The sequence below is a fragment of the Actinoplanes sp. NPDC048796 genome (assembly GCF_040650035.1).
Classification (GTDB): domain Bacteria; phylum Actinomycetota; class Actinomycetes; order Mycobacteriales; family Micromonosporaceae; genus Actinoplanes.
In genome coordinates, this window is sequence record NZ_JBEZGO010000004.1 from 475,291 (window position 1) to 493,999 (window position 18,709).

Here is an 18,709-nt window from a genome sequence, read left to right on the forward strand (position 1 = left end):
CGTCAGGACTTGTCGCGGGCCCGGGAGAAGCTGCGCGACGAGGGCTGACGGCGGCGGGTCACGGCCGTCAGGCAGGCCGCCGAGCCGGCGAGGGCGAAGACGGCGATCAGCAACGGCATCGGCACCTCGGCCCCGGCCAGCCGGATCAGGACGGCCAGCACCACCATGGTGGCCAGGCTGACCCCGAAGGTCACCGCGGCCACGTGGGACAGCACGTCCCGCGCCGGCCGCGGCCGGTGACCGCCGGCCGGGACGCGCAGCGCCTCGGCGAACTCGTCGCACACCCGGACCAGCGAGCCGGCGTCGGTGATCCGCCGCTCGGCCGCGGTCAGCCGGCGCAGTTCGGCCAGGGCCACCGCGTTGCCGGGATCGAGATTCAGGGCTTTCCCGTACGCCTCGCGGGCGCTCAGCGGACGGCCGGCGGCGAACAGAGCCATTCCGTACGCGACCCGCAGCTCCGCGTCGTAGTGGGCGAACTCGGCGTGGGCGGCCAGCACCAGCTCGGCCTCGGCGACCCGGCCGGCGGCCAGCAGGGCCCGCCCGTGCCGCTCGGCCAGCCGGGGGTTGCCCGGGTCCTCGTCGCAGGCGGCGACGGCCGCGGTGACGGCCAGCTCGTGCCGGCCCAGGGCGGTGTAGGACGCGCTCACCCAGTAGAGGGCCTCGATCCCGCCCGGGCGCAGGCCGAGCGCGGCCCGGGCCGCCTCGAGCGCGTCGGCCGGCCGGCCGAGCGCCAGGTGGGCCCGGGCCAGCAGCAGCCAGGCGCCGGCGTTGCCCGGCTCGCGGCCCACTACGGGCGCCAGCAGGGACGCGGCCTGGCCGGCGCGGCCGCTGCCGAGCAGGTCACCGGCACGATCGAGAACGAGTTCGCTAAGCACACCCTCCGAGATCGGTGGCGTACGGGTCCCGGTGGAGTCGCGGCCGGGTGCGGTCGGGGAGCCGCCGCCAGCCGGCCACCAGGGCGGCGGCCAGCAGCAGCTCGGCGAGGTCGCCGCCGTAGTACATGAGCTCGGCCCCGCCCCGGCGCTCATCCGCACCGACGGGCAGGTCGACGAGGACGCCCGCGTACATCAGCTGGGACAGGATCGAGTGGAAGGCGATGGCGACGCCGAGGATGACGAGGCGGGTGGGCACCGAGGGGCGCTTCGGCGCGGGGTCGGGGCCGGCGATCACCCACGCGAACAGGTAACCGGCGAGCAGGAAGTGGAGGTGGACGAGGAGATGCAGCCGAGGCTCATCCCTGGTCGCGGCGTACAACGGGGTGAGGAAGAGGAGGGCCAGGCCGCCGAGGTTGAGGGTCAGGGCGACGACCGGGTGGGCCACGGCGTGCACGAAGCGGTGGCGCATCAGGCGGCCGACCGCGCGGGCGGCCGGGCGGGGCAGCGTACGCAGAAGGAGAGTGACCGGCGCGCCGAGGACGAGCAAGAGCGGGGCCAGCATGCCGATGAGCAGGTGTTGCAGCATGTGGGCGCGGAAATCGGGTGGCCACGGGGCGAACCCGGCGGCCAGCGCGGCGCAGCCGGTGAGGAAGAAGGCGGTCCGCCACCACGGCCAGGGCCGCCGGTCGAGAGTGGCCAGGATTTCGTACCCGACGGCGACGGCCAGCAGGATCAGGCCGCCGTTCGCCTGATGGTCGTGGGTCACGCGCGGTCGAGGACGGGCGCGCGCCGCTGCACCAGCCAGCCGATCGCGACCAGCGCGGCGCCGAAGGCGAGGAAGCCGAGGTCCCAGGCGAGCTGGTGGGGGCCGGTGCGGACGTGGTGGATGCCGAGGATCTGATGGTCGACGAGGCCTTCGACGAGGTTGAACACGCCCCAGCCGACCAGGATCCAGCCCCACAGCGCCCCCGACGCCCAGGCGCGGCCCCGGTTCGAGGTCACCCGGGAGTAGAGCAGGCCGATGCCGATCAGGACGGCCAGCCAGGTGAGGGTGTGGAAGAGCCCGTCGGCGAGGGTGTTCATCTTCAGGCCCTCGACCGTGTCGGCCGGGTAGCGGCCGGTGCTGGTGAGCAGGTGATGCCATTGCAGCAGCTGGTGCAGCAGGATGCCGTCGACGAAACCGCCGAGGCCGGCGCCCAGCACGACGCCGGGCAGGGCAAGGGGGGTCACTGGTACTCCTTCGCAACTCCGGTGGAGCCGGGGTCATACCCCGGCTCCCCGCGGCTATTCGTTGCGAACGGTGTCGGGGCCGGTGACGCGCCGCAGCAGGGGCATGGTGGAGGTGATCAGCCCGAGGGAGAGGGCCAGGCCGAGACTCACCAGGGCGTAGTAGGAGGCGGGCGGTGCGACCAGGTTGTCCTGCAACTGCGAGCGCAGGAACAGGTGGGCCGACAGGAAGCCGGCCCCGATGGCCACGACGGAGACGGCCAGCAGCGGGACGGCGCTCTCCAGGGCCACGACGCGGCGGAGCTCGGCCAGCCGGACGTCGGCCAGGCGCAGCAGGCTGAACGGGCGCCTGCGTTCGTTGAGCCCGCCGGTGACCGCCACGGCCAGGGCGCAGCCGGCGATGACCAGGCTGGTGACGACGACGATGTCGGCCAGGCGCTGGAACTGGACCAGGGTGCGGGCGAAGTCGGTGTTCCACTCCCGGTCGGTCAGCGGCGGGCGCGACGCCGGGAAGGCCGATTCCAGGATGGTGCGCGAGCGCTCGACCGCCGCCGGCGATCCGTCGGTGAGGACCACCAGCGACAATGCCGGGCGGGCGGCCAGGGACGCCGCGCTCACCGGGGCTGTCTCCCAATGCGGGGGTACGCCGTCGGGAGCGCTCAGGTCGGAGAAGACCCGGGCCACCTCGGCCCCGGGCGCGCAGCGGCCGTAGTCGCGCAGGGCGGCCAGGTCGGCGCACGAGATCAGGCCGGGCAGGCCGTTCTCGCCGCGGTTCTCGTCGTAGCGCACGATCTGGACGTGGTCCACACCGTCGACCGCGGCGAGGGCGGCCAGGTCCTTCTCCCCCGGCGCCTGATCGTGCGGAAGGGACGTCATGGACAGTTTGCGGGCCGAGTCCGAGCGGTCGCCCTGCCCCGCCACCATCGTGCCGATGACGCCGGTGGCCACGCTGGTGACGAACAGAGCCAGCATCAGCCCGCTGACCGCCCGGAAGCCGGTGCGCGGATCGTCGGCCAGGCGCCGCCCGGCGATCAGCCCGGCCGGGTGTCGTGACCAGCGGGCCATAGCCTTCGAGCCGAGCAGGGTCAGATAGGGCCCGGCGACGACCAGGCCGGTCATCACCACGAAGATTCCGGAGAGGTACGCGAGGAGTTGCCCGTCCGAGGTGGACGGCCGCCGCCCCACGAACCAGGCCAGTTCGGCCAGCCCGGCCGCCAAGGGCACCAGGCGCCACGCGCGAGGCGGGCGCGGGGTGGCCCGGCGGGTCACGCCGAGCGGGGAGATCCGGACCCGGCGCAGGGCGAGCCGGGCCGCCACGGCGGCGCCGAGCGGCACCCCGATCGCCACGGCCACGATCTGGGCCCAGGTGAGCGTCAGGTGGGACGCGAAGAAGCGCTCGCCCGTGAACGGAATGTGCGACAGGCCCGTCCGTACGGGCGCATAGAGCCCGAACCCGGCCACCGTGCCCAGCCCGGCCGCCACGGCCGACTCCACGGTGGCCAATGTGGACACCTGACGCGGTGTCGCGCCGAGCAGCCGCATCGCGGCGAAGCGCTGCTCGCGCCGGGCCGCCGCGAGCCGGGTGGCCGTGCCGACGAACATGAGCAGCGGGAAGAGCAGCGCCACCCCGACGACGCCCAGGGTCAGGGTGAGCGCCTCACCGCCGATGCCGATGTAGCAGCCGTCGCACGACGACGGGGAGGCCGAGACGATCCGGTCGATCCGGACCGCGCCGTCCCTCGCGCGGACCTCGGCCTCCGTCAGGCCGACCACGATGATCAGGGCATCCGGCCCCGGCAGGGCGGACGTGCCGATCACGCCGGCCTGCCTCCCGGGGAACCGGTCGCCGAGCCGGTCCGCCGGCGTTGTCGCGATCAGTTTCGTCAGCGCCGGCGACGCGTAGTAGGAGCCGGCCGACGGCAGCGCGGGCATCCCTGGCGGCACCGGGCCCGACGGACCGGTCGGCGCCACGTCGATCCGGATGACGGAGCGTCCCTGGAAGTAGTCCTGCCGAGGCGCCCACCAAGCCGGGTCTTTCGCCGCGGGGCCGGTGGCGGCGCTGGTCACGCCGCTGTTGAGCCACGAGTAGCGCAGGTTCTGGGCCTGCACGGCGTTGACCCCCGCGAGCACGCCGAGCAGCATGGCGACGCCGGTCGCGACGGCCCCGCCGATCAGTCCGAGACGCCCCAGGCCGTCGCGACCGAGCGCCATCCGCAGGCCGAGCCGGATCACGACAACCCCACCGGTGAGGTCACGCGCCCGTCGCGGACCATCACCTCGCGGTCCGCGTAGGCCGCCACCCGGGCGTCGTGGGTGACGATGACGACGGTGGTGCCCTGCTCGCGGGCCGTGCCGACCAGCAGGTCCATCACCTGCTCGCCGGTGAGCGAGTCCAGCGATCCGGTCGGCTCGTCCGCGAAGATCACCCGGGGCGATCCGGCGAGCGCTCGCGCCAGGGCCACCCGCTGGGCCTGCCCGCCGGACAGCTCGCCCGAGCGGCGCCCGCCCAGCCCGTCCAGACCGAGCCGGGACAGCTCCTTCTCCGCGCGCTTCACCGCCTCACCGCGCCGCGTCCCGGACAGCAGCAGCGGAAGCGCGACGTTCTCGGCGGCGGTCAGCTCGGGCACGAGCTGGCCGAACTGGAAGACGAAGCCGAACCGGTCGCGGCGCAAGGCGCTGCGGTCCGCCTCGCTCATGGTGTCGAGGCGCTGCCCGTCCACCCGGATCTCGCCCTCGTCGGGCACCAGGATGCCGGCCAGGCAGTGCAGCAGCGTCGACTTGCCGGAGCCGCTCGGCCCTATGATGGCGACGATCTCTCCCGGGTCGGCCGCGAACTCGGCCCCGCGCAGGGCCGGGGTGTCGCCGAAGGAGAGCGACACGCGTTCCGCGCGCAGTGCCGCCGTCACGACCTCACCTGCTCGCGCAGCGCGTCCAGGCGGGCCGCGGTCGTGTCGATCCAGCGCAGGTCGGCCTCGAGGTGGAACAGGCCGTGGTCGGCCAGCAGGCCGTCGACGAGGCCGCCGGACCGCTTGATCTCGGTGAGCTCGCGCATCCGGGCCAGGTGGGCCCGGCGCTGGGTGTCGAGGTACTCCTGCGCCGGGCGGTCTAGCATGAGGGCCAGCACCACCTTGGCGAACAGCACGCTCTGCAGGTGGGGTTCGGCCGCGACCGGCTCGGTGAGCCAGGCGTTCACCTCGGTGGCGCCGGACTCGGTGATGACGTAGCGCTTGCGGTCGGGGCCGCCGCCGGCCGCGATCTCGTCCATCACCACCTTGCCGTCGCGGGCGAGCCGGGACAGCGTCGAGTAGACCTGGCCGAACGGCAGGGACTTGCCGCGGCCGAAATACGTGTCGTAGTCGCGCTTGAGGTCGTATCCGTGGCTCGGCTCGCGTTCGAGCAGACCCAGCAACGTCAATGGAACGCTCATACCCACGAAATCTACACCGAGGGTATACACCCGGTATATAGCGAGCCGGAAAGTGGCACAGACCACGAGCACGGGGGTTCAACCGGGGCGGACGGCGTCCGATCTAGGCGGTTGCAAATGTGGAGCGAAAGGAATCGCCATGAGCATGAGCATCGGCCCCTCCCCCTGGGCCACCCACGCGACGCTGGTTCACCTGCGCAAGGACTGCCTGCAACTGACCACCGACGTGGTCGCCCGGGCCGACAAGAAGGTCATCGCGGCCGACCGGGCGGCCGTCATGGACAGCCGCCGCACGCTACAGAATCACCTCGACGTGACCGTGTGACTGATCGGCCGCGGGCCGGGTGCAGGTCAGGCGTCGCCGGTAGGAGTTAGGGAGCGATGATGCTCCGAGACCGCCTCCAGCATCCCGGCCAGGAACCGCCTGACCATCGCCAGCTCGTCCACGCTGAACTGGTCCATCACGGCGTGGCTGCGGGCGCCGAGCGGCTCGAAGAACTGCCGGGCCAGGGCCATCGCCGGCGCGGAGTAGCGCAGATGAACGACCCGGCGGTCGGCGCTCTCCCTCGTACGCCGCAGATGACCGACCTTCTCCAGGCGGTCGATGACCGCCGTGGTGGCCCCCGACGAGAGCCCGAGCTGCTGACCGAGGCGGCCCGGGGTCAGTGGGTCGTCACGGCGCTCCGCGTGCATGACCGCGGCCAGGGCCTGCAGGTCCGTGTGATGCAGGCCCTGGAGGTGGGCGAAGGCGTTCGCCACGTGCTGCGCCTCGATGCTGTAGAGGCGCAGCAGATCCACCAGTTCGGCCTGCAGCTGTTTCCGATCTTCCACCGTGTCAGTGTTGCAGATTTCCCTCGGGTGGGTAAGACTCTCGATTGTCGAGATACTTAACCATGGAGGATTCATGCGACGCGCCTGGCTGACGCTCGTGGTCGCGGTCTTGCTGGGGGGTGCCGTCCTCGGGTTCGCCGGCCCCCTCGAGACGGCCAACGACCCCACCGCCACCCTGCCCTCCTCCGCCGAGTCGACGAAGGTCGCCGAGCTGGAGAAACAACTCCCGTCCGGCCAGGTCAACCCGGCCCTGATCGTGTTCGCCAAGGACTCCGGGGCGTTCACCGAGCAAGAGCTCAAGACCATCGAGAGCTTCGGTACGCCGATCCTGGCCCCCGCGAAGGACGCGGCGCTGGTCTCGAAGCCGCTGCCCGCCTCCTACTCGGCCGAGCAGACGGTCGACGCCGTCACCCAGTTGCGCGACAAGCTCAAGGCCGAGACCCCGCCCGGCGTGACCGCGCAGGTCACCGGCGGCGCCGGCTTCACGGCCGACCTGGCCGACAGCTTCTCCGGCGCCAACACCCGGCTCCTGATCGTCACCGTCGTCGTGGTGGCTCTGCTGCTGCTCGTGACGTACCGAAGCCCGATCCTGTGGCTGGTGCCGCTGGCCGTCGTCGGCCTGGCCGACCGGCTCAGCAGCTCGGTCGTGGCGCTGCTGTCGCAGCACACGAGCCTGGCCATCGACGCGTCGACCAACGGCATCATCACGGTCCTGGTGTTCGGCGCCGGCACCGACTACGCGCTGCTGATCATCTCGCGCTACCGGGAGGAGCTGCACCGGTACGAGGACCGGTTCGAGGCCATGCGCCAGGCGCTCAAGGGCGCCGGCCCGGCGGTGCTGGCCAGCTCCGGCACGGTCGTGCTGTCGCTGCTCACCCTGCTGCTGGCCAGTCTCGGCAACAACGTGGCGCTGGGCGTCGCGGGCGCGGCCGGCATCGCCATCGCGGCGATCTTCGCTCTGCTCGTGCTCCCGCCGGCCCTGCTGGTCTGCGGGCGCGGCCTGTTCTGGCCGTTCATCCCGCGCGTCGGCCAGCTCGGGGTCGAGGCCGAGCGCGGTGTCTGGGCCCGGGTGGGCCGCGGGGTCGCCAAGCGGCCGGTCGCGGTGCTGATGGTCTCGGTGGTCATCCTGGGCGCGCTGGCCTCGGGCCTGTTCGGTACCCGGCTGGGACTCTCGCAGACCGAGCAGTTCCGGGTCGAGGCGGAGTCGGTCGACGGCCTGGAGACGGTCGGCAAGTTCTTCCCGGCCGGCGCCACCGACCCGGCCACCATCATCACCACCCCGGCCCGGGCCGAGGAGGTCCTGGCGCTGGTCACCAAGACGCCCGGCGTCGCGTCGGCCCGCGTCGGCGAGCAGACGTCCTCACTGACCAGCATCTCGGCCGTGCTGGAGGCGGCGCCCGACACCGGCGCCGCGTACGACACGATCACCGCCCTGCGTGACCGCGTCGGCCCCGAGGACGCCCTGGTCGGCGGCAGCGTGGCGGCCAACCTGGACGACCGCGACGCGGCCCGCCGCGACTTCAAGGTGATCGTCCCGGTGGTCCTGGCCGTGGTGCTGCTGGTGCTGATCGGCCTGCTGCGGGCGCTGGTGGCCCCGGTGCTGCTGCTCGTCACGGTGATCGCGAGCTTCGCGGCCGCCCTCGGCGCGGGCTCGTGGCTGTTCCGGCACGTGCTCGACTACGGGGCGCTGGACACCGGCGTACCGCTGCTGTCGTTCCTGTTCCTGGTGGCCCTGGGTGTCGACTACAACATCTTCCTGGTCACCCGGGCCCGCGAGGAGACGCCGGCCCGCGGCACGAAGGACGGCATGGTCCACGCGCTGGCCGTCACCGGCGGCGTGATCACCAGCGCGGGCATCCTGCTGGCCGCGGTCTTCGCGGTCCTCGGCGTCCTCCCGGTCATCACCCTGACCCAGATCGGCATCATCGTCGGCATCGGCGTCCTCCTGGACACCCTGCTGGTCCGCACGGTGCTGGTCCCGGCCCTGGCCACCATCTGCGGCGACCGCTTCTGGTGGCCCGGCCGCCCGGCGGCGATCGCCCCGAAGGAGAAGGTGTCCCGCTAAGCCCGGACCGCCGGGGTGGCGGTGGGCACGCCGGCGAACGGGATCGCCGTCGTCGCGCTGACGTCGCGTCCGCCGGGGTGGTGCCACACGCCCCGGCGGGCCAGCTCGGGCAGGACGCCCTCGCCGAACCAGTACGCCTCCTCCAGATGCGGGTAGCCGGACAGGACGAACTCGCTGATGCCCAGCTCCGCGTACTCCTGAATGCGGTCGGCGACCTCGGTGTGACTGCCGACCAGGGCGGTGCCGGCGCCGCCGCGGACCAGGCCGACGCCCGCCCACAGGTTGGGCGCCACGACCAGGCCGTCGCGGTTGCCGCCGTGCAGCTCGAGCATCCGGCGCTGGCCCTCGGACTCGCTCTGGCGCAGGCCCGCCTGCACGGCCGCGATCGCCGACTCGTCGACGTTCTTCAGCAACCGGTCCGCCTCGAGCCACGCCGCCCCCGACGTGTCCCGGCTGATCACGTGCAGCCGGATACCGAAGCGCATGTCCGGCTTGAGCTGCCTGATCCAGTCGAGCTTCTGTTCGACCGAGGCGGGCGGCTCACCCCAGGTCAGGTAGACGTCGGCGTGCGCGGCCGCGACCGGGCCGGCCGCCGGCGAGGAACCGCCGAAGTAGATGTCCGGGGTGGTGCCGGGCAGCTTGGTCAGCTTCGCCCCCTCGACCCGCACGTGGTCGCCGGCGAAGTCGACGGTCTCGCCGCGGAACAACGCCCGCACGACCTGAAGGAATTCGGCCGTACGGGCGTACCGGGAATCCTTGTCGAGGAAGTCGCCGAACTGGCGCTGCTCCTTCGACTCCCCACCGGTGACCACGTTGAGCAGCAGGCGGCCACCGGAGAGCCGCTGGAAGCTCGACGACATCTGCGCGGCCAGGGTGGGCGAGATGAGGCCGGGCCGGAACGCGACGAGGAACTTGAGCCGTTCGGTGACCTCGCTGAGCATGGCTGTGGTGATCCAGGCGTCCTCGCACCAGGCACCGGTCGGGGTGAGCGCGCCGACGAAGCCGAGCTGTTCGGCGCTGCGCGCGATCTGCCCCAGGTAGCCGATGGTCAGGGGCCGCACGCCACCGGCGGCGCCGACGGGCACGCCGTGGCCGCCGCCGACGATGTCGCGGCTGTCGCCGTTGGTCGGCAGAAACCAGTGAAAGTCCATGGGCGCCACCCTATCCCCATCTCCTATCAAGCCGATAGGGTACGCGTCATGGATGAGCTTGAATACGACTCGACGCGGCTGCGCCAGTGGCGCTCCGGGCAGGCCCGGGGCTTCTCCCGCCGCACGTTTCTCGCCCTGACCGGCGCCGCCTCGGCCGCCCTGGCCGGAGCGCCCTCCCCCGCCCGGGCCGCCGCCGAGCCCGGGCCCATCGTGAAGGCGCTGCCGCCCGAGCTGTTCAAGGTCTTCGGCACCAACGCGGAGACCCGCTGGCCGGCGCTGAAGGACGTCGGCTACCACGTGCCGGTGGATCGCTTCTTCGTCCGCAACCACACGAGTACACCGCTGATCGACAGTGCCACCTGGGCGCTTGAAGTCTTCGGCGCCGGCCTGCGCGGCGGCCCGCGCACGTTCTCCCTGGCCGACCTGCGCCGCCTCCCGCCGGTCACCCGGTCGGTCACCGTCGAGTGCGCCGGCAACGGCCGCGGCTACTTCACCTCCCAACAAGGCCAGACCGTCTCCGGCACGGCCTGGGGCCTGGGCGCGGTGGGCGTCGGCCGGTGGCGCGGCGTACGGCTGTCGACGGTCCTGCGCCACGCCGGCATCGGCCGCCACGCGGTCGACGTGCAGGCCTCCGGCCTGGACGCCACCTTCGTGACCGGCGGGGTCGACCTCGGCCCGGTGCGCCGCCCGCTGCCGGTCGGCAAGGCGCTGGACGACGTCATCCTGGCGTACGAGATGAACGGCGCGCCGCTGCCGCCGGATCACGGGTATCCCGTACGCCTGATCGTCCCGTCCTGGATCGGCATCGCCTCGATCAAGTGGGTGGGCCGGATCGAAGTCTCCGACGTGCCGCTGTTCTCGCCCTGGAACACCCAGTTCTACCGGCTGTTCGGCCCCGAGTTCCCGGCCGAGGGCCTGCCGTTCGACCGGCAGTCCATCAAGAGCGCGTTCGAACTCGACCCGGGCGCGGCCTTCCCGGCCGGAAAACCGGTCCGTCTCACCGGCCGCTCGTGGTCCGCGGCGGGCCGGATCCGGCGCGTCGAGGTGTCCACGGACGGCGGCACGACGTGGCGGCGGGCCCGCTTCACCGGCCCCTCGCTCGACGCGGCCTGGCAGCGCTGGGAACTCGACTGGCGTCCCGCCGCCGGCGACCACGTCCTGCTGGCCCGGGCCACCGACGTGCGCGGCAACACCCAGCCGGACGTGGCCCGCTTCAACACCCTGGGCTATCTCTTCGACGCGGCCGTCCGGGTCCCGGTCACCGCGACCGGGCCGGCGTAGGCCCGGTTTCCACGGGCACGGGGGTGCCGGTCTCGACGTCCAGCACGGCCCGTCCGCCCAGCGGCCCGGCGAGTTCCACGGCGGCGGTACGGGTCCAGCCGACGTCATCGCAGCCAGGGCTTCGGCCGCCCCGGGGAGCGGCACGGTGATCTTTCCACCGGATCGCCAGACCACCGAGCCCGTTCGCGCGGGCGGCAGGCTGGACACGGCCTCGAGCCGTCCGGCGTCGATGCCGTTCTGGTACTGCTCGTGGCGCTCCTCCAGCCGGCCGGCATAGCCGGTCAGCGGCTCGGCCGGAACTAGACGGGGCCGGCCACCGCTCACCCGGACCGCCTCGTCGTACCGCGCCAGGATCTCCCGGGCCCGCTCGTCCGGTGGCGTCGGAGGCCCGTACCCCGCGCCCGGGCTCCCCGGACCGGCGCAGCCCCCGATCGTCGCCACCGCCACCCCGGCGATCCAGCGCCTCATCCGCCGTTCCTCCCCCGCATCACGGACCCGCGAGGCTCGAACGCTAGATCAACAAAGCCGGCTCCGGATGTGGCGCAGGTGAACAGCGACAGGCGGAAAGCTACCGCCGTACCACCAAGGGCAAGCCGAGAAAGCGGAAGGCAAAAAATGCCGACGGTGGGCCGGGACACGGGGAGGCGGAGCGAGAATGCGACCGCCGCCGGGCCGGGAACCGGACCGGCGGCGGGTGGGCCGCATCAGCCACCTGGAGAGGATATCGGAGATCAGGCCATGGGTCCTAGCGGGACGTCACCCCCCAGCGTGATCCGGTACATGACGCGGCGAGCGGTGCCTGCTTGACCAGAGTGTTCCCGCCGAGCATGTGGCAGAGTTGCCCGATGGAACCGGTGGACGTCGCGCGCGAGCTCGTGCGGCAACGCTTTCCCGGCGCCTCGTGGGCCATGCTCACCGGCAGTGTTCTGAGCGCCGCGCGGACCGCCGGGTCCGATCTCGACATCGTCGTGATGCGGCCGGGCGGGCCGGCGTTTCGCGAGAGCCTGCGCTACCGGGGCTGGCCGGTGGAGCTGTTCGTGCAGAACCCGGAGCGGCTGGCCGGGTTTCTCGAGCGGGAGCTGGCCGCCCGCAAACCCAGCACCCATCGCATGCTGGCCCGGGGCGCCGTCCTGTTCGGCGACCCGGGTGACCTGCCCGCGCGCTGCGCCCGCGTTCTCGCCGACGGGCCCGGGCCGCTGCCTCAGGAGGAGAAGGACCGGCTTCGGTACGGCCTGACCGACCTGCTCGACGACCTCGAGCACGTAACCGATCCCGGCGAGCGGCTCGTCATCGCCGCGGCGGTCTGGACCGACGCCGGGCGGGCCGCGCTGGCCTTCGCCGGGCGCTGGGTCAGCGGCGGCAAGTGGTTGCTGCGGGAGCTCCGCGAGTACGACCCGGCGCTGGCCGGCGACTGGCTGGCGGCCCGGGACGAGCCCGCCGCGTTCGCGGACGGCGTTCTCGACCGTTACGGCGGGCGGCTCTTCGAGGGCTTCAGCTCCAGTCCTTCGCCGGCTCGACCGAGCGGACCCGGTCCGCGTCGTCGTACGTGGTCGTGACCAGCAGCTCGTCGACGACCCGCTCCGGCTCGTTTTCCTTCGGCGCTGAGATCTCGGAGACCGCCCCCTCGCGCTGCCGCCCCGACAAGTCTCAGCTTCCGTTACCTCCGGCCGAACAGGCGGGGAGTGAGGCGGGAACGGGTGTGGTGCTGGTGGCTCGCGGCCGGAGCGCTCGCGATCATCGGGCAGTACGTGCTGCCCGCCGACGGGGTCGCCGCGTCGCTGGCCTACGACGCGATCGGGCTGGTCTCGGCCCTGGTGGTGCTTCTGGCCGTACGCCTGCATCGCCCGGCCCGGCCGGCCATGTGGTACTGGTTCGCGGCGGGGCAGCTCACGTTCGTGTTCGGCGACATCACGTACGGCTTCTATCAGCTCGTCCTGCACCAGCAGCCGTATCCGTCCCTGGCCGACGTGTTCTACCTGGCCTCGTACCCCATGCTCGCCGTCGGTCTTCTCCTGCTCGTGCGGGGCAGCCGCGGAAACCTGATCGACGCCGCGATCGTGGCCATCGGCCTCGGCCTGGTCTACTGGATCTTTATCATCTACCCGGTCGTCGTCGGCGACGCCGACTCGGCCCTGGAACGCTTCACCAGCACCGCCTACCCGGCCGCCGACGTGCTGCTGCTGACCCTGCTCGCGCGCCTGCTGACCGGGGCCCGCATCGCCAGCCCGAGCGTGTGGATGCTGGCCGTGGCGGTCACCCTGATGTTCGCCGCCGACACCGGCTTCGCCCTGCTCAGCGACACGCACCCGGCCGATCCGGCTTTCCTCGGGTCGTACGTCGTGTGGGCCGCCGCCGCGCTGCACCCGTCCATGCGGCGCGGGTACGACGGCAGCGAGACCCCCGGGGTGGGCCGCGGCCGCCTGCTGTTGTTCGGCGCCTGTTCGCTGCTCTCCCCCGCCCTGCTGTTCGTGCCCACGGTCCGCGACGACGGTGCCGACCTGCTCGCGGTCGCGGTCGCCAACGCGGTGCTGTTCCTGCTGGTCATCGCCAGGATGGCCGGTTTCGTGAAGCAGCTCGACCGGGCCGCCCGGACCGACGAGCTGACCGGCCTGGCCAGCCGGCGCCGCCTCACCGAGGCGCTGCGCGACGCGGCCCACCCGCAGCTGGCCCTGCTCGGCCTCAACGGCTTCAAGAACGTCAACGACGAGCTGGGCCGCCCGGTCGGCGATCGGGTGCTGGCCGGCCTGGCCGCCCGGCTGCGCACCGGCGCCCCGGCCGGCGCGGTGGTGGCCCGCGTCGGCGGCGACGAGTTCGGCGTCCTGCTGCCGCACGCCACGGCCGACGAGGCCCGCGCCCTGGCCGCCGAGCTGTCGGGCCGGCTGCGCCACCCGCTCACCGCGGGCGGCCACGAGCTGTACGTGGGTGTGGCCCTGGGCCTGGCCGGCGGCACCGGCGTCGACGCCGAGGAACTGCTGCGCCAGGCCGAGGCCGCGATGTACGCGGCCAAGCAGACCGGCGATCCGGTACGCCGGTGGACGCCCGCCCTGGACGAGCGGGCCGGCGAGAACGCCCGCCTCGGCGGCGAGATCCGGGTGGCCCTGGACAGCGCCCAGTTCCGGGTCGTCTACCAGCCCATCGTCGAACTGCCCTCGGGCCGCGTGGCGGCGGTCGAGGCCCTGGTCCGCTGGGAGCACCCGCAGCGCGGCATGGTCAGCCCGGCCGACTTCATCCCGGTCGCCGAACGCAACGGCCTCATCGTCGAACTGGGCGAATGGATCCTGCGCACCGCCTGCCACCGCATGGCGGCCTGGCGCGCGGCACTGGGCCCGCAGGCCCCCGACCGGGTCAGCGTCAACGTGTCGGCCCGCCAGCTGGCCCGCCACGGCTTCGCCGACACGGTGGCCCGGATCCTGACCGAGACAGGCCTGCCCGCCCCGTGCCTGGCCGTCGAGATGACCGAGACGGCGGTCTTCGAGGGCGGCCAGGCAGTCGTGACCCTGAACGAGTTGCGCGCGCTCGGCGTCCGGATCGCCCTGGACGACTTCGGCACCGGCCACAGCTCCCTGAACCTGCTCCAGACGGTCCCGGTGGACATCCTGAAGGTCGACAAGTCCTTCGTCGACAACATCACCGAGGCCGGCCGCCACACGGTCATCGCCGAGGCCCTGATCCAGGTGAGCCAGGGCCTCGGCCTGGCCGCCGTGGCCGAGGGCGTCGAAACCGCGGCCCAGGCCGAAGCCCTCCACCGCCTCGGCTACCGCCTGCTCCAGGGCTACTACTTCGGCCGCCCGGTGGCCGACCCCAATTTCGCCCTCTCCACAGCGGTGGCCACCACCACCCCGGCGAAGCGCTAGGCAGCAACGGCCGCCGCCAGACCCGGCAGCCCGACCAGGACCCCGAGGGTCAGCCGCTTCACCTGCCGCCTTTGCCGGGGCCGTGGCGGCGGCCGCTGCGGGCGGGCCGGGAACCGCGGGGCCGGCCCGGCTGGTCGGCCGGCGCGTCGACGGCACCCGGGCTGGAGAACGACACCGACGGCACCGCGGGCCGGGACGACTGGGGCGGCGGCCACTGCGACGCCACCATCTGCGCCCCGGTCACCGGGACCTTGGGCGAGATCTGGTCGAGCAGGCGCTGCGCCACCGTGGCGTCGATCTCGAGGTCGGCGCTGATGCGCACCTCCGCCGCGGTCGCCAGATCCACGATGTCGTCGCTGGTGAACGCATGAGCTCCGAGAGTGCTCAACCGTCGTGCGAACTCTTGCGCATTGATCATCTGCAGCCTCATCCTCGGATCGCCAACAACCCACCGTAACCGGTGGGGGATCAGTCAATGACCGCGGCTTCGCGCAGTACCGAAGATCCAGCCGGCCCGCTCCGGCATGACGACCGGGCTCAGCACCGACTGGGCTCAGCACCGACCAGGCAGCTTCGGCATCCCGGAGCCGGCGAGTCGATTGCGGGACTTCGCCGGCGGGTATGTCCATGGCTCGCGATTCGAGGAGGCACCACGATGGCGACTCTCGCCCAGCGCGTCCGTTCGTTCCTGCGAAGCCCGCAGGGCCAACGGCTGGTAGACCAGGGCCGCCGCCAGCTGGCCAAGCCCGAGAACCAGCGCCGCCTGCGCGGCCTGTTCGACCGCCTGCAGAACCGGCGCCGCTACTGACCCGATCGGCCAGGACAGCCCACCCAACCCGCGCGACCGGCCTGGAATTGCCGCTCAAGCCACCACCCAGCCCGGCCCGCCCGGCTGAATCTCTCGCCGGACCACAACGCGGCAGCGAACCCCAAGCACCCAGCAGGGCGAGGTGATTCCCCCACCTCGCCCTGCGCTCAGCGACCGGTGACCACTCCCCTGGCCGCCACGTGACACCCGGCAAGGCCGCAACCAAGTCCACCCCACGAAAGAGGGCCGGCAACAATCGCCGGCCCTCCCCCTCGAGGTCAGGACCGAGTGGCCCAATCCCCCAGCGTCCAATCCCGAACCTCGGGCATGTCCTCCAGATGCTCCACCACGTACTCCGCATGCCGCGAAAGCTGGGCCTCGCACCACTTCTTCAGATCCTCGGCCCCCCGCGGCAGCCGCTTGGCGTTGTTGATGGCATCCATCACCAGGTGGTACCGGGACGCCTTGTTCCGCACCGTCATGTCGAACGGCGTAGTGGTGGTCCCCTGCTCGATGAACCCGCGCACCCGGAACCGGTCGGCGTCCGGCCGCCCGTGCACCAGCTGGTGGATCGCCCCCGGGTAGCCGTGGAAGGCGAACACCACGTCCACCGTGTCCGTGAACAACTCGGTGAACAGGGTTTCGCTCATGCCGTGCGGGTGGTCCTTCGGGCGGGGCAGCGCCATCAGGTCGACCACGTTCACCACCCGCACGCGCAGCCCCGGCAGCTTGTCGCGCAGGATCTGGGCCGCCGCCACCGTCTCCATCGTGACCACGTCGCCCGCGCAGGCCAGCACGATGTCCGGGTCGGAGTGGCCGTCGTCGGTGCCCGCCCAGTCCCACACGCCGGCGCCGCGCGCGCAGTGGTCGATCGCCTCGTCCATGGTCAGCCACTGCAGCTGCGGCTGCTTGTCGATGACGATCAGGTTGACGTAGTTGCGGCTGCGGAAGCAGTGGTCGGCCACCGACAGCAGGCAGTTCGCGTCCGGCGGCAGGTAGATGCGGCTGACGTCGCCGCGGGCGGTGAGCACCACCTGGATGAGGCCGGGCCCCTGGTGGCTGAAGCCGTTGTGGTCGTTGCGCCACGCCGTCGAGGTCAGCAGCACGTTCAGGCTGGGCACCTTGGCCCGCCACGGCAGGTGGTTGGCCTCCTCCAGCCATTTGCTGTGCTGCACCGTCTGGGACGCGCTGACCATGGCGAACGCCTCGTACGTGGCGAACATGCCGTGCCGGCCGGTCAGGTTGTAACCCTCGAGCCAGCCGTGGCAGTTGTGTTCCGAGAGCACCTCCATGACCCGGCCGTCCGGCCCGATCGCCACGTCGTCCGGGGTGACGTGTTCCATGAAGGCCCGGTCGGAGACCTCGAAGACCGCGCCGAGCCGGTTGCTGTTGGTCTCGTCGGGGCTGAACAGCCGGAACCGGTCGGGGTTGCGGCTGTAGATGTCGCGCATCATCTCGCCGAGCCGCCGGGTCGACTCGACCCGCTCGGTGGCCGGCTGGCCCACCTTGACCGCGTAGTCGCGGAAGTCGGGCAGGTCGAGGTCGCGGGTGATCAGGCCGCCGTTGGCGTGCGGGGTGGCGCTCATCCGCTTGTCGCCGGCCGGCGCGGCGTCGCGCACCACCGGCACCGGCGCGCCCGAGGAGTCGAACAGCTCCTCCGGTTTGTACGACTTGAGCCATTGCTCGAGCAGCGCGAGGTGTTCCGGGTTCTCCCGCACCCCGGCCAGCGGCACCTGGTGGGCCCGGAACGTGCCGGCCACATGGACGCCGTCGACCTCTTCGGGCCCGGTCCAGCCTTTCGGGGTCCGCAGCACGATCAGCGGCCACCGCGGCCGGGTGCCGTCGCCGTCGCCGCCGGACCGCGCGGCCTGCTGGATGGAGCGGATGCGCGAGTACGCGCCGGCGAGGGCGGCGGCGAAGCGGGTGTGCATGCCGGGCAGGTCGGAGCCCTCGACCTCGATGACCTCGTAGCCGTGGCCGCTCAGCAGCTCGCGTACCTCGGCCGGGTCCTTGCGGGCCAGCACGGTCGGCCCCGAGATCTTGGCCCCGTTGAGGTGCAGGATCGGCAGCACCGCCCCGTCGTGCTTCGGGTTGATGAACGAGATGCCCTTCCACGAGCCTTCGAGCGGGCCGGTCTCGGCCTCGCCGTCGCCGACCACGGCGATCGCCAGCAGGTCGGGGTTGTCCATCACCGCGCCGAACGCGTGGACCAGCACGTAGCCGAGCTCGCCGCCCTCGTGGATGGAGCCGGGTGTGGTCACCGACACGTGGCTCGGGATGCCGCCGGGACTGGAGAACTGGCGGAACAGCTTCAGCATCCCCGCCTCGTCCTGGCTGACCTGCGGGTAGATCTCGCTGTACGTGCCCTCGAGGTACCCGGCGGCGACCAGGGCGGGCCCGCCGTGGCCGGGACCGGTCAGGTAGAGCGCGTCCTGCCCGGTGTGCCGGATCAGCCGGGACACGTGCGCGTACACGAACGACAGGCCGGGGCTGGTGCCCCAGTGACCGAGCAGCCGGGGTTTGATGTGCTCGGGCTTGAGGGGTTCGGTCAGCAGAGGGTTGGCCTGCAGGTAGATCTGGCCGATGGTCAGGTAGTTGGCGGCACGCCACCACGCGTCCAGCTGGGCGATTTCCGCCTCAGTGGGCACGGCTGGCAGGTCCGAGGTCGCCGTCGGCACGGGGCATGTCCTCTCACTTCGCGGTCGTTGACTTGAACCTAGGCCTACCCACTGGGCGGCCATAGAGTCTTTGGTACCTCTCCGAAGTGACTTTGGAATGTCGGTGAACCGTCCGGCACTGTGAATCCGTTCCCTCTCACGTGCCGCAACGCGTTCGTGCCTTCCTCCGCCGCCCCCGGGTCCAGCTGTCGTTCACGGTCCTGGCCGGAGTGATTCTTTTCGCCGCTCTGATCTTCCCCAACGTGCTGTCCCGGCTGACGCCGCTGGGCTTTGCCCGGATCCCGATCGAGGCCGCCGTCGTCCTCGCCCTCCTCGCCGTTCTGCCGCCGAGGGCCCGTCGCGTCGCCGGCGTGGTCATCGGGGTGCTGGTCGGGCTCATCGTCATCGAGAAGTGCCTGGACATGGGGTTCTTCGAGGAGCTCAACCGCCCGTTCAACCCGGTGCTGGACTGGGTGCTGCTCGACGACGCGTACGGCTTCGCCGCCGAGGCGTAAGGCCGGGTCGCCGCGATC

Annotated in this window: 17 protein-coding genes; 7 read left to right on the forward strand and 10 right to left on the reverse strand. The window is 72.2% G+C overall.

What is annotated here, in order from left to right:
• Nucleotides 1–2: 2 nt before the first annotated feature.
• Genes AB0C26_RS20920 through AB0C26_RS20945 form a run of 6 tightly spaced genes read right to left on the reverse strand, consistent with a single transcriptional unit; the run spans nt 3 to nt 5,529 of the window.
• On the reverse strand, nt 3–875 hold the full coding sequence (locus AB0C26_RS20920) for a tetratricopeptide repeat protein (RefSeq protein WP_360249596.1): 873 nt from the start codon (nt 873–875) through the stop codon (nt 3–5).
• Nucleotides 868–1,641, reverse strand: a complete 774-nt coding sequence (locus AB0C26_RS20925; RefSeq protein WP_360249599.1) for a cytochrome c oxidase assembly protein — start codon at nt 1,639–1,641, stop codon at nt 868–870. The genes AB0C26_RS20920 and AB0C26_RS20925 overlap by 8 nt, the downstream gene beginning before the upstream one ends.
• Nucleotides 1,638–2,105 carry a DUF2243 domain-containing protein gene (locus AB0C26_RS20930; RefSeq protein ID WP_360249602.1) on the reverse strand — a complete coding sequence of 156 codons (468 nt, stop codon included), beginning with the start codon at nt 2,103–2,105 and terminating at the stop codon, nt 1,638–1,640. The genes AB0C26_RS20925 and AB0C26_RS20930 overlap by 4 nt, the downstream gene beginning before the upstream one ends.
• Nucleotides 2,106–2,159: 54 nt before the next feature.
• On the reverse strand, nt 2,160–4,334 hold the full coding sequence (locus AB0C26_RS20935) for an FtsX-like permease family protein (RefSeq protein ID WP_360249605.1): 2,175 nt from the start codon (nt 4,332–4,334) through the stop codon (nt 2,160–2,162).
• Nucleotides 4,331–5,008, reverse strand: coding sequence for an ABC transporter ATP-binding protein (locus AB0C26_RS20940; RefSeq protein ID WP_360249608.1), 678 nt, complete (start codon nt 5,006–5,008; stop codon nt 4,331–4,333). Before AB0C26_RS20940 ends, AB0C26_RS20935 begins: the two co-directional genes overlap by 4 nt.
• Complete coding sequence (locus AB0C26_RS20945; protein WP_360249611.1) at nt 5,005–5,529, reverse strand: PadR family transcriptional regulator; 525 nt, start codon at nt 5,527–5,529, stop codon at nt 5,005–5,007. The genes AB0C26_RS20940 and AB0C26_RS20945 overlap by 4 nt, the downstream gene beginning before the upstream one ends.
• A 139-nt stretch (nt 5,530–5,668) precedes the next feature.
• Between AB0C26_RS20945 and AB0C26_RS20950 the strand changes: the two genes are divergently transcribed.
• Nucleotides 5,669–5,854 carry a hypothetical protein gene (locus tag AB0C26_RS20950; RefSeq protein ID WP_097321446.1) on the forward strand — a complete coding sequence of 62 codons (186 nt, stop codon included), beginning with the start codon at nt 5,669–5,671 and terminating at the stop codon, nt 5,852–5,854.
• Nucleotides 5,855–5,880: 26 nt separating this feature from the next.
• Here AB0C26_RS20950 and AB0C26_RS20955 read toward each other — a convergent pair whose 3' ends face one another.
• On the reverse strand, nt 5,881–6,360 hold the full coding sequence (locus AB0C26_RS20955; RefSeq protein WP_360249615.1) for a MarR family transcriptional regulator: 480 nt from the start codon (nt 6,358–6,360) through the stop codon (nt 5,881–5,883).
• A 73-nt stretch (nt 6,361–6,433) separates the two neighbouring features.
• Between AB0C26_RS20955 and AB0C26_RS20960 the strand changes: the two genes are divergently transcribed.
• The gene (locus AB0C26_RS20960; protein WP_360249618.1) at nt 6,434–8,425 is read left to right on the forward strand and encodes an MMPL family transporter; all 1,992 of its coding nucleotides are present in this window, start codon (nt 6,434–6,436) and stop codon (nt 8,423–8,425) included.
• Here the strand turns inward: AB0C26_RS20960 and AB0C26_RS20965 are convergent.
• Entirely contained in the window at nt 8,422–9,576 is a 1,155-nt protein-coding gene (locus AB0C26_RS20965; protein WP_360249621.1) for an LLM class flavin-dependent oxidoreductase, read from the reverse strand. The two genes, AB0C26_RS20960 and AB0C26_RS20965, sit on opposite strands and share 4 nt — an antisense overlap.
• Before the next feature lie 48 nt (nt 9,577–9,624).
• Between AB0C26_RS20965 and AB0C26_RS20970 the strand changes: the two genes are divergently transcribed.
• The 3 genes from AB0C26_RS20970 to AB0C26_RS20980 all read left to right on the forward strand — a co-directional run bounded on the left by AB0C26_RS20970 (nt 9,625) and on the right by AB0C26_RS20980 (nt 14,711).
• Nucleotides 9,625–10,857 carry a sulfite oxidase gene (locus AB0C26_RS20970; protein WP_360249624.1) on the forward strand — a complete coding sequence of 411 codons (1,233 nt, stop codon included), beginning with the start codon at nt 9,625–9,627 and terminating at the stop codon, nt 10,855–10,857.
• An 845-nt stretch (nt 10,858–11,702) separates the two neighbouring features.
• A complete protein-coding gene (locus tag AB0C26_RS20975) occupies nt 11,703–12,413 on the forward strand; it encodes a nucleotidyltransferase domain-containing protein (RefSeq protein ID WP_360249627.1) in 711 nt (236 codons plus the stop codon).
• A 126-nt stretch (nt 12,414–12,539) separates the two neighbouring features.
• Nucleotides 12,540–14,711, forward strand: a complete 2,172-nt coding sequence (locus AB0C26_RS20980) for a bifunctional diguanylate cyclase/phosphodiesterase (protein WP_360249630.1) — start codon at nt 12,540–12,542, stop codon at nt 14,709–14,711.
• Between the two features lie 58 nt (nt 14,712–14,769).
• Here AB0C26_RS20980 and AB0C26_RS20985 read toward each other — a convergent pair whose 3' ends face one another.
• Entirely contained in the window at nt 14,770–15,099 is a 330-nt protein-coding gene (locus tag AB0C26_RS20985; protein ID WP_360249633.1) for a hypothetical protein, read from the reverse strand.
• Between the two features lie 267 nt (nt 15,100–15,366).
• On the opposite strand from AB0C26_RS20985, the gene AB0C26_RS20990 reads away from it, so the two are divergent.
• Nucleotides 15,367–15,519 (forward strand): hypothetical protein, encoded by a 153-nt coding sequence (locus AB0C26_RS20990; protein ID WP_360249636.1) that lies wholly within the window; start codon nt 15,367–15,369, stop codon nt 15,517–15,519.
• Between the two features lie 278 nt (nt 15,520–15,797).
• On the opposite strand, the gene AB0C26_RS20995 is transcribed toward AB0C26_RS20990, so the two are convergent.
• The gene (locus AB0C26_RS20995) at nt 15,798–18,197 is read right to left on the reverse strand and encodes a phosphoketolase family protein (protein ID WP_360249639.1); all 2,400 of its coding nucleotides are present in this window, start codon (nt 18,195–18,197) and stop codon (nt 15,798–15,800) included.
• Between the two features lie 140 nt (nt 18,198–18,337).
• Between AB0C26_RS20995 and AB0C26_RS21000 the strand changes: the two genes are divergently transcribed.
• Entirely contained in the window at nt 18,338–18,691 is a 354-nt protein-coding gene (locus AB0C26_RS21000) for a hypothetical protein (RefSeq protein WP_360249642.1), read from the forward strand.
• Nucleotides 18,692–18,709 lie beyond the last annotated feature (18 nt).